The sequence below is a fragment of the Kitasatospora sp. NPDC091207 genome, from assembly GCF_044768625.1.
Lineage (GTDB): Bacteria > Actinomycetota > Actinomycetes > Streptomycetales > Streptomycetaceae > Kitasatospora.
The window spans coordinates 21,721-31,244 of the sequence record NZ_JBIVVS010000021.1 but is presented as its reverse complement, the minus strand read 5'-3'; the positions used below and the strand labels follow the sequence as shown (position 1 = coordinate 31,244).

The window sequence follows — 9,524 nt, the reverse complement described above, 5'->3', positions numbered from 1 at the left end:
GGGGGCGCCGGGGGGCCCCCCCCCGGGGGGCGCGGGGGGGGGGGGGGGGGGGGGGGGGGGGGGGGGGGGCGGCCCCCCCCCCCCGCCCCGCGGGCCCGCTCAGCCCGTCCGGCCGCCCGGGGCGACCAGGTCGGCCAGGACGATGATGTTGTCCGTCCAGTGGCCGTCGGCGCCGATCCGGCCCCCACAGGTGATCAGTCGGAGTTCGGGGGCGGCGGTGTCGCCGTAGACCGTCTCGGTCGGGAACCGGTCCTTGCCGGCCTGGAGCAGGGCACGGACCTTGAAGTCCACCGTGCTGCCGTCGGCGCGCCGCACCTGGACGAGGTCGCCCGGTCGGAGCTTCGGCAGGCCGGCGAAGACGGCCGGGCCGTGGACGGTGTCGTAGTGCCCGATCAGGACGGCCGGTCCGGTCTCCCCGGGGGTCGGTCCGTTGCGGTACCAGCCGACCTCGCCGGCCCGGTCGGCGGAGGGCACCTCGACGGTGCCGTCCGCGTTCAGGCCCAGCCCGCCGACCGGGGCGTCCACCCCGGCCGAGGGGACGAGGAGCCGGGTCGGAGCCGACGCGGCGAAGGGCCGCGGAGCCGGGGTGGCCGTACCGGTCGCCGCACCCGGTCCGCCGGTGCGGTCGGCGGCCGGCGCGGCGGCCGGTCCGGTCGGGTCCGCCTGGTTCACGGAGGGCTGGATGCGCACCACCGGTGGCTGCCCGCCCGACAGCGCCACCGACGCGCCGAGGACGAGACAGAGCACACCGCCCGCGCCGAGCGAGGCCCGGCGCACGCCGGCCGCCCCGGAACAACCGGCCCGGCGCGGCCGCCGGCCGCCGGCCCACAGCGCGGCGGTGCGCCGGGCCCGGCGGGTGCCCGGCGAGGCCGGGTCCGCCCCGGGCCCGGCCGGGTCGCCGGACGGCGCGCGCCCCGCATCGGCGGCCGGGCGTGCCGGCGGCGTCTCGTGGTCGGTTCCGGGCGCGGCTCCGGCCCGGCCGGGACCGGCGCCCGGCCCGCGTACGACCTCGTACGCGGGCCGGGCGCCGGTGGACCCGTCGGGAGCGGCTGGCGCCGCCGAGCCGTCGGAGTGCCCGGAACCGGGGTCAGCCGCGCGCACCGGACCGGCGGCGCAGCAGGGCGAAGCCCAGCGCACCCGCGCCGACCGCGGCCGCGGCGCTGCCGCCGACCAGCTTGGTGCCGGCGTCGTCGAGGGCGCCGCTGCCGTCACCGGCCTGGGCGGCGCCCTGGGGCACCGTCTTGACCTGCGGCTGGCCCGCGCCGGCGCCGTTCGGCGGGGCCGGCGTGGCGGTGGGCGTGCCGGCCGGCGCGGCGGTGGGCGTGACGACGGGACCGGCGGTGGGCGTGATGGCCGACACACCGTGGCTCGGCGTGGCGGTGGGCGTGACGGCGGGCGCGGCGGCGGGACCGGGCTGGCGGGGCGTGGCGGTGGTGGTGGTGGGCGCGGCGCTCGGCTGGGCAGCCTTGGCGGCACCGGCCGCCGCGACCACGGGCTGGTCGGGGTTGTCGACGGCCGGCGCGGTGGGAGCCGGGGTCCGGGCCCCGTCGGCCCAGGCCTGGCCGCCGGAGACGGTGGCGAACAGGGCCGCCCCCGCTATGGTGCAGCCCGCCAGTGCCCGGCGGGCGGACGAATTGCTGGTGCGGGTGGAGCGGTGCTTCGACATACGGCGTCTCTCCTTGTTGCGGTACGCGGCCGGCCAGTGCGGGCGGCGCGTCCTGACCGACAGTAGGAGGGCCGTGTCGCGGTCCCCGGGAGGTCGTGTCACGGCCACCCATCGGCTGGGTAACAGCCGTTCGTCACCGTTGCGGAGGCCGGCCGCGCGGTCGTGACAGTGGGCGCACCGCAGGCCCGGGCGACCGCGGTACCGGACGGACCGGACCGGCACCGGACCGACCGGTCACGGCCGAGCGCGGCGGGGCCCGGGGCGTCGGCGCCTCCCCGGCGTCCGGCCGGGGCACGGCCGGGGGACACGGGCCGTCAACACGCCACGGGGTGACACCGGATGGGGTGAACGCGAATGTCGCACCCATCCGGGTGCCGGGCCACGCCGAATGGAGGACGTGAGCGACGAGACGACGACGAGGCCCCCGGGGCCCGACCGACAGGGCGCCGGACGGCTGGTCCGGTGGCTGTCGGCCGTGCTGTGCGGGCTGGCCGGCGCGGCGGCCGCGGTGGGAGCGGGCGAGGCGGTGGCGGCCGTGACGCGGCCGGCGGCGGCTCCGGTGGTCGCGGTCGGCTCGGCGGCGATCGACCTGGCCCCGACCGCCGTGAAGGAGTACGCCGTCCGCACCTTCGGGACGGGGGACAAGCCGGTCCTGCTGGCCGGGATCTACCTGACGATGCTGCTGCTCGCCGCGGGCGCGGGCCTGCTCGCGGTCCGCCGGCGGTCCCACGGCACGGCCCTGTTCGGGCTCTTCGGCGCCGTCGGCGTCTGGGCCGCCCTCACCCGGCCCGGCTCCACCCTTCCGGACGCGCTCCCCTCGGCCGTCGCCGCCCTCGTGGGGGCGGCCGCCCTCGACCGGCTCGCCGGTTCGCTGCGACGCGTGGACGGGACGTCCCGCGCCGCGCCGCCCGCCGCGCCGCCCGCCGGCCAGGTGACCGCCGACCCGTCCGTGCGCTCCCGGCCGGCCCGGCGCACGGTGCTGGTGGCCGGAGGCGCCACCGTCACCGGGGCCGCGCTGGTCGGGGTGGGCGGCCGGGTGCTGGCGGACCGCCGTGCCGACGTCGGCGCGGCCCGCGCCGCCGTCCGACTCCCGGCCCCCGCGCGCCCCGCGCCCCCGCTGCCACGGGGCTCGGCCCCCGGCGTCCCGGGTCTCACCCCCTTCGTCACGGCGAACGCGGACTTCTACCGCGTCGACACCGCCCTGACGTTGCCCCGGATCGACCCGCGCGACTGGACCCTGCGGGTGCACGGCATGGTCGACCGCCCCCTGCTCCTCGGCTTCGACGACCTCCTCGCCCTGCCGCTGGAGGAGTTCGACCACACGCTCTCCTGCGTCTCCAACGAGGTGGGCGGCCCCTACGTGGGCACCACCCGCTGGCTCGGCGCCTCCCTGCCCGCCCTGCTGCGCCGCGCCGGTGTCCGGTCCGGCGCCGAGCAGCTGATCGGCCGCTCGAAGGACGGCATGACGATCGGCACGCCCCTGGAGTCCGTCCTGGACGGCCGACGGGGCCTGCTCGCCGTCGCGATGAACGGGGAGGCGCTCCCGGTGGAGCACGGCTTCCCCTGTCGCACCGTCGTGCCCGGCCTCTACGGCTACACCTCCGCCACCAAGTGGCTCGTCGACCTGGAGCTCACCACCTTCGCGGCCCACGACCCGTACTGGGTGCGGCGCGGCTGGGACCGCACCGGGGAGGTGCGGACCGCCTCGCGGATCGACGTCCCGCTGCCGTTCGCCCGGGTGCCGGCCGGGGAGGTCACGCTGGCCGGCACCGCCTGGGCCACCCACCGGGGCGTCGGGGCCGTCGAGGTCCGGGTGGACGGCGGCCCCTGGCAGCAGGCCCGGCTCGCCGAGGACGCCGGGCCGGACGTCTGGCGTCAGTGGAGCCACCGCTGGAGCGGCGCCACGCCCGGTACCCACCGGATCGAGGTCCGCGCCGTCGACGCGGCGGGCGCCGTCCAGGAGGAGACCCGCAGACCGCCCTACCCCTCCGGTTCGACGGGCTGGCACAGCACCGTCGTCACCGTGACCTGAACCCGGGTCGTTCCCGACCCTTCGTCACCCCGGCGGTCCACCCGGACCGGCCGGATCCCCTCACCGTGTCCGCAAGCGGCGGACACCCCGCACAGGAGAACCGTCATGACCTCGCGCACTTCGCGTCGCACGTCCCTCGCCGCCGTCCTCGTCGCCGGCTTCCTGGTCACCGGGCTGAGCGCCTGCGGCAGCGGCGGCGACAGCAAGGCCGGTGACAGCAGCACCCGGGCCGCCTCCACCGGCACGTCCTCCGCACCCGCGACGGGCAGCGGCACCCCGGCGACGGAGCCTCCCGCCACCCAGGCGATGGCGGGCCGGCCGTTCGGCGCCGCCTGTTCGGCGGTGCCCAAGGACGGCTCGGGCAGCTTCGCCGGGATGGCCCAGGACCCGGTCGCCACCGCCGCCTCCAACAACCCGCTGCTCTCCACCCTGGTCACCGCCGTCAAGCAGGCCGGGCTCGTCGACACCCTCAACTCCGCGCAGAACATCACCGTGTTCGCGCCCACCAACGACGCCTTCGCCAAGCTTCCGAAGAAGGACCTGGACGCCGTCCTCGCCGACAAGGAGAAGCTCACCAAGATCCTCACCTACCACGTCGTCCCGCAGCGGCTGGAGCCGACCGGCCTCACCGGCGGCCACAAGACCCTGGAGACGCACGACGTCACCGTCACCGGCGCCGTCCCCGACTTCACCGTCAACGGGTCCGCCAAGGTGCTGTGCGGCGGTGTGCAGACCGCCAACGCGACCGTGTACATCGTCGACACCGTTCTGATGCCCGCGTCCTGACGGAACATCAGCTCAAGCCGCGCGGTCCCCGGTCGAACCCCTTTCGGGCCGGGGGCCGCGCCCGTCCGGCGTCGCCCGCTCCGTTCGCGGACGCGGGCGGGGGCGTCGCCGGGGTCCGCCGGTGCGGCGACGTTCGGTCGCACCCGGTCCGGCGCCCCCGCCGCGTGCGGGAGGGGCGCCGGACCGGGGTCACGGCCGGGTGTGCCGGGCAGGGGGGCCGACGGGCGCCGGTTCGGCACTGGCGTCAGATCAGAACTTCACGTCGGTGCAGGAGTAGAAGGAGTTGTCGGTGTCGGCGATCTCCCAGACCGCCACCACGACCTGGTGTCCGGTGCGGCCGCTGGGGACGGTCGCGGTGTGGGTGGTGGTGGCGGCCGGCTGACGGCCGTTGTAGTTGACGGTCAGGAACGGCGTCAGGTCCAGGTTCGCCCGGGTGATCTTCTGGGTCGCGTCGTAACCCGGCTTGGTGAGGTAGTACTTGAACGTGGTGGTGGCGTGCCTGGCCTCGATGTTCCAGGTGAAGGTGAGCTGCTGGCCCGCCGTCACGTTGGTGGTCGGCCAGTTGCCGTTGCGCGGGGCGTCCAGCGGGGCCCAGCGCGGGTCGGCGCCGGCGCAGATGGTGCCGTCGGCCGGGCCGCGGCTGGGGAAGCCCTTCGGTCCTTCGACGCTCTGCGGCTCCCACTGGATGTCGCCGCAGTTGGTGACGACTCCCGCGCCGCAGAGCGCGGCCCGGCTGGGCGGCAGGTTGATGAAGCCGTGCGACTGCGCGGGCAGGGCCAGCGTGAGCGGCAGCGCGATCGCGGCCGCGGCGGCGCCGGCGAGATGACGTTTGCGCATGGTGCTCCTCCGTGGGGGTGGATGGAGTGTGCGCCCGACGCAGGGCGCGCGCGTGGGGGTGCGGCGGCCGTGGATCTCTTGGCATGCCTGCGCCAGGTCGGTGTGGTCCCACCGTAGGAGCTGCCACCCCGGCCCGTCAATGGTCTGAACCATTCGATGGCCCGAACCCCCCTTACCCACAAGCGGGTTCGGCACTCCCGCCCGCGCGGAGCGGTGTCGGCCGGTGTCGCTCAGACGTCGTCGGCCGGGTCCGTCAGCGCCCGGAGCAGCGTCTCGCGGGTCCACCCCGTGGCAGCCCCTGGGCGGCTGCCGAGGTACTCGGCGGCCCGCCGGGGGCCCCAGCCGTGGGTCTCGGCCAGCCCGGCCGCGACGGTGCGCAGATAGCCGGCGCGAGGCGCCCGCGGCTCGGCGTCGGCCAGGCCGCCGGGGGCGGTGAAGGTCAGTACGGGGACGTCGTCGAGGGAGCCCGGGCACACCAGCGTCCCGTACGGGCCGGACTCCAGCCGGTCCCGGCCGGCACGCAGGACGCCGGCCAGCGGGAGGTCGGCTCCCGGCTCCCGGTGCATCTCCTGTGCGGCGATGTCGCTGAACTGCCCGGCGGTGAGCAGATAGGCACGCGCGGGGACCTCGCCGGTCCGGTCCGGGTCGTAGAAGGCCGTCCCGCCGCCCCAGACCGTCGACTCCAGGGTGAAGTACAACAGCCCGGGCAGCAGCAGGGGCCCGGCCCGCTCGGGCGGCCGCCCGTCCCGGCAGCCGGGGTGCGTCCGGGCGCCGTCCCGCGGCCGTCCGGCGGCCGTCCGCCGCGGAGGTAGCAGGCGAGCCGCCCTGCGGACATGTTCGAGCCGTAGGCGGCGTACCAGACGTGGGCGGGCGGGGTGGTCGCGGCGGCCGGGTCCGCGGCCGGGCGCGGACCGAGCCTGGGCGCGGCCGTGCGGTTCCCGGGCGGCCCGGGAACCGCGAACTCCCGGCGGGGGAGCCGGGTGGCTAGGACGGCGGCGTCGCGTCCGCCTGTGCGGTCCGCCACTTGAGCTCGATCTCCAGCTCGATCTCCCCGTCCTCGACCTCGACTTCGATCTCGGCGTGGAGTTCGTCGGGAACGCGCAGGGTCAGCGTTCCGGGGCCGAGATCCAGTTCGGCGCTGCCGCCGTGGCGCAGGGCGTCCGCGATCGCGGAGAGCCGGTCGGCGGCTTCCAGGCGTGACAGCGAGGCCTTCTGCTCGAACTTGAGGTCGTTCACGATGCCTCCACGTCGGAAGGAACAGCAGGTACCTCCCATTGTGGCCCCGCTGCCCGGAGCGGGCATCCGACCGGTGGCGCGGGGGGTGCGGGCCGGTACGCGCGTCCTGTCCGGGTATCCGGCGCGCCGCCGGCCTCGCCCTGCCGGTCAGCCTCCGGCGGGTGCGGGTTGCGGGGGTGGCCCCGGATCGGGGTCCGGGAACGGGGGGACGGGCGGCGGGACGGGGTCGGGCTCCTCGCCGGGGCGCGGCCGGGGGGCCGGGTGCGGGAACGGTTCGGTGTCCGGGTTCGGTGGTACCGGTCTGGTCATCATGGTCACCTCACGGGGTGGCGACTGCGGGGGCCGCGGCGCCGCGGCCCCCGCAGCCGCCGTCCGGTCCGACTTCAGTGGTCGAGCGCGTGTTCCAGCTCCCGCTTGTTCATCTTCGAGCGGCCCTTGATGCCGCGGCTCCTGGCCTCGTTGTACAGCTGGTCGTAGGTGCGGCCCCGGGCGCCCTGGTGGGACCGCAGCCCGCCCCGGCGGCCGGAGGAGATGTCGTGGGTGGAGCTGCGGGCGGCACTCTTCGACTCGCCGTGCCTGGCCCGCTCCTTGTTGACCGTGCGGGCGGCGATCTCCTCGGCCGTCCGCTCGCTCTCACCGCGATCCAGCACGCTCTCCTTGATGTGCTCGTACTGGCGCTCACGCTTGGGGCTCGATCCTCGGGGCATCGCCGCTCTCCTCTCCGCTCGGTGCGCGCCTACCCGGTCGTCGGCCGGTGAATCGGAGGGGAGCGGCACGGATCGACCCCGGCCCCGCTCGGCGGGGCCGGTGACCGGCTACCGCGGCGCGTGCAGCAGGCCCTCCGGCAGATAGCCGGAGCGGAGCCCCAGCTGCCAGCCGTGCGCCTGGACGGCGAGGGCGGCCAGCGCGATGGACCCGACCGGCAGCAGGGTCCTCGGCTCCGGGGCGGGGCCCGCGTCCGCACGGTGGAGGCGGAGACGGTCGGCGAGGGCCTCGTCGAAGGCTGCCCGGTCGTCGTCGAGGAGGACGCGGAGCAGCCGCTGGTCCGGGGTGAGCGTCCCGGCCGCGTCCAGCCGGCGCGCCGACCCGGCCCGGGTCGGCGCGTCCGGCTTGGCGAGCGGGTCGTCGGCCCGCCGCACCGCGGGCGAGGTGTCGACGAGGTACTCGCACAGCGCGTCCATCGCCGCGAGGTCGGCCGGCGCCGACACCGATTCCAGTGGCGAGTAGGGCACCCCGTCCCGGATCGCGGGCGCGTAGTCCTCCTTGAGCAGGGGGCCGATCACCCGCGCCGGCTCCCGGAGCAGGCCGGTGGTCACGCAGATCGCGAACGCGTCGAGCCAGGTCCGTGCCGTGGGCGCCTGGTCCACCGCGTCCTCGAAGGAGAACTGCTCGCTGCTGAGCCGCTCGTCGATCAGCGGGAGGGAGACCTCGAAGTCGCCCCCGGGGAAGGCGCCGAGGCTCAGTACCCCGAGGCCGCACTCGGCCGCGGTCCGCAGGGCGAGTCGGCCGGAGGCGCCGGTGAGCGCGGGATCCTGGAGGGTGCGCGCGCCGACGTGGTCGAGGAGCTCGTCGCGCAGTGCGGCCAGCCCCCGGAGCGACAGGGAGTCGTAGCGGAGCCCGTGCCAGTGACCGAAGCTCCGTCGGCGGATGCCGTCGAGGGCCCGATCGATGCGCTCCTCGTCGACCTTGTGGCTCGTTACTTCCCGCACGGCTGCTGCCTTTCCGATGATCATTCCAACTGGCCGCCCGACGCTACCAGGGCGCCTTCCAGGGGGCCGACCCGGCCGGGAAGGAGGACGCGCCGAGCCGTGACGTCGGGCCGTTGCGCCGGGGAGGTCCCAGGGCTGGCAGACTGGTGATCATGACAACCGATCTGCGTCCCCTGTGGCAGCCCTTCTCCGAGCCCTCCGCCACCGTCCCCGTCCAGGCGGAGCGGCACCACTTGCTTCCCGTGGAGCGGGCCCCGTTCCTGGAGCCCGCCGTGGTGGCCGACCTTGAGGAGCAGCTGCCCGAGGCCTGAGGCCGACGATCCGGGGCCCTTCGGCCGCCCCGGTCCACCCTCCCGGCGGCACCCGCACCGGCACCGCCTTCGCCATGACCGCGACCGCCGTCGCCCACCCGCCCTCACCGGCCCCGGCAGCGGCGGCTCACACTCCGCACCACCCTTCCGCACCACCCTTCCGCACCACCCTTCCGCACCACCCTTCCGCACCACCCCCTCGACGCCCGTGCCGGGCGGCCACAGCCGGTGTGCTGTCACCGCCCGCCGCACTGCCGTGCCGCCGCGTTGCCGTGCCGCCGCACTTCACGGACGGCGGGATGCTCGCGGCCACCGGGGCGCACCCGACCATGTGGGTGCGGGTCTGGTTCCCGGGTGCGGGGCGGCCGCACCAGCGGGCCTGCACCCTGGTCGACCCGGACGCGGCCACCGGGACGTTCGCCGTCGAGTTCGCGCCGCACGAGGGGCCCACCAGTCGTTGGGCGCGGGGGGCGGGGCCCGGCGACGTCGTCCGGGTGACCGTGCAGGGCTCCGCCTTCGAGCTGCCGGATCCGGCGCCCGAGCGGATGTTCCTGATCGGCGACCGCGCCTCCGTGCCGGCGCTCAACTCCCTGCTGACGGCGCTGCCCGAGGTGCCGGCCACGATCTGGCTGGAGACCCAGCACGACAGCGACAAGGGCTGCCGCGCGAGGAGGGCGGGGCGGGGCTGGTTGCCGATGTCCGGGCCGTGCTGCCCGAGCTGATCGGCGACCCGGCCGGCGCGTACGTGTGGGTCGCCTGCGACACCGTCACCACCCGCGCGCTCGCCCGGTTCGCCCGCAGGGAACTCGCCGTCCCGAAGGCGCGCCTGCACGCCCTCGGGTACTGGCGGCCCTGAAGGCTCCGCGCCGCCCTCCGGGCCCACCGCCGAGGCTGCCGCCCGGTACTCACGTCGCGTCACCGGGCCGACTCCCGCGGATCGCGAGGAG

General features: G+C 76.6%; 10 protein-coding genes and 1 pseudogene. 4 read left to right on the top strand and 7 right to left on the bottom strand.

Going from position 1 to position 9,524, the window contains the following annotated elements; all coding sequences use genetic code 11:
- Window positions 1–99 precede the first annotated feature (99 nt).
- Window positions 100–777, bottom strand: a complete 678-nt coding sequence (locus ACIQTO_RS28505) for a class F sortase (protein WP_402393729.1) — start codon at window positions 775–777, stop codon at window positions 100–102.
- A gap of 310 nt (window positions 778–1,087) precedes the next feature.
- Window positions 1,088–1,666, bottom strand: a complete 579-nt coding sequence (locus ACIQTO_RS28500) for a hypothetical protein (protein WP_402393726.1) — start codon at window positions 1,664–1,666, stop codon at window positions 1,088–1,090.
- Between the two features lie 388 nt (window positions 1,667–2,054).
- Between ACIQTO_RS28500 and ACIQTO_RS28495 the strand changes: the two genes are divergently transcribed.
- Both ACIQTO_RS28495 and ACIQTO_RS28490 read left to right on the top strand, forming a co-directional pair.
- Window positions 2,055–3,698, top strand: coding sequence for a molybdopterin-dependent oxidoreductase (locus tag ACIQTO_RS28495; protein ID WP_402393723.1), 1,644 nt, complete (start codon window positions 2,055–2,057; stop codon window positions 3,696–3,698).
- Window positions 3,699–3,803: 105 nt separating this feature from the next.
- Window positions 3,804–4,484 carry a fasciclin domain-containing protein gene (locus ACIQTO_RS28490; protein ID WP_402393720.1) on the top strand — a complete coding sequence of 227 codons (681 nt, stop codon included), beginning with the start codon at window positions 3,804–3,806 and terminating at the stop codon, window positions 4,482–4,484.
- Between the two features lie 249 nt (window positions 4,485–4,733).
- Here the strand turns inward: ACIQTO_RS28490 and ACIQTO_RS28485 are convergent, their stop codons facing one another.
- The 5 genes from ACIQTO_RS28485 to ACIQTO_RS28465 all read right to left on the bottom strand — a co-directional run bounded on the left by ACIQTO_RS28485 (window position 4,734) and on the right by ACIQTO_RS28465 (window position 8,266).
- Entirely contained in the window at window positions 4,734–5,321 is a 588-nt protein-coding gene (locus ACIQTO_RS28485) for a lytic polysaccharide monooxygenase (RefSeq protein ID WP_402393717.1), read from the bottom strand.
- A gap of 230 nt (window positions 5,322–5,551) precedes the next feature.
- Window positions 5,552–6,019 (bottom strand): histone deacetylase, encoded by a 468-nt coding sequence (locus tag ACIQTO_RS28480; protein WP_402393715.1) that lies wholly within the window; start codon window positions 6,017–6,019, stop codon window positions 5,552–5,554.
- 286 nt (window positions 6,020–6,305) lie between these two features.
- A complete protein-coding gene (locus ACIQTO_RS28475) occupies window positions 6,306–6,557 on the bottom strand; it encodes an amphi-Trp domain-containing protein (protein ID WP_402393712.1) in 252 nt (83 codons plus the stop codon).
- A 383-nt stretch (window positions 6,558–6,940) separates the two neighbouring features.
- Window positions 6,941–7,264, bottom strand: a complete 324-nt coding sequence (locus ACIQTO_RS28470; protein WP_402393709.1) for a plasmid stabilization protein — start codon at window positions 7,262–7,264, stop codon at window positions 6,941–6,943.
- 108 nt (window positions 7,265–7,372) lie between these two features.
- Window positions 7,373–8,266: an immunity 49 family protein gene (locus ACIQTO_RS28465; protein WP_402393707.1), complete on the bottom strand. Its 894-nt coding sequence runs from the start codon at window positions 8,264–8,266 to the stop codon at window positions 7,373–7,375.
- 152 nt (window positions 8,267–8,418) lie between these two features.
- Between ACIQTO_RS28465 and ACIQTO_RS28460 the strand changes: the two genes are divergently transcribed.
- Together ACIQTO_RS28460 and ACIQTO_RS28455 are read left to right on the top strand one after the other, a co-directional pair.
- Entirely contained in the window at window positions 8,419–8,577 is a 159-nt protein-coding gene (locus ACIQTO_RS28460; RefSeq protein WP_402393704.1) for a hypothetical protein, read from the top strand.
- Between the two features lie 281 nt (window positions 8,578–8,858).
- Window positions 8,859–9,433 (top strand): annotated as a pseudogene (locus tag ACIQTO_RS28455) (siderophore-interacting protein); the annotation flags it as partial.
- Between the last annotated feature and the right edge of the window lie 91 nt (window positions 9,434–9,524).

What these genes read in the sequence shown, in the direction of transcription:
- ACIQTO_RS28500 (WP_402393726.1), bottom strand. Translation starts at nt 1,666, where the DNA reads ATGTCGAAGCACCGCTCCACCCGCACCAGCAATTCGTCCGCCCGCCGG.
- ACIQTO_RS28495 (WP_402393723.1), top strand. Translation starts at nt 2,055, where the DNA reads ATGGAGGACGTGAGCGACGAGACGACGACGAGGCCCCCGGGGCCCGAC.
- ACIQTO_RS28490 (WP_402393720.1), top strand. Translation starts at nt 3,804, where the DNA reads ATGACCTCGCGCACTTCGCGTCGCACGTCCCTCGCCGCCGTCCTCGTC.
- ACIQTO_RS28485 (WP_402393717.1), bottom strand. Translation starts at nt 5,321, where the DNA reads ATGCGCAAACGTCATCTCGCCGGCGCCGCCGCGGCCGCGATCGCGCTG.
- ACIQTO_RS28470 (WP_402393709.1), bottom strand. Translation starts at nt 7,264, where the DNA reads ATGCCCCGAGGATCGAGCCCCAAGCGTGAGCGCCAGTACGAGCACATC.
- ACIQTO_RS28460 (WP_402393704.1), top strand. Translation starts at nt 8,419, where the DNA reads ATGACAACCGATCTGCGTCCCCTGTGGCAGCCCTTCTCCGAGCCCTCC.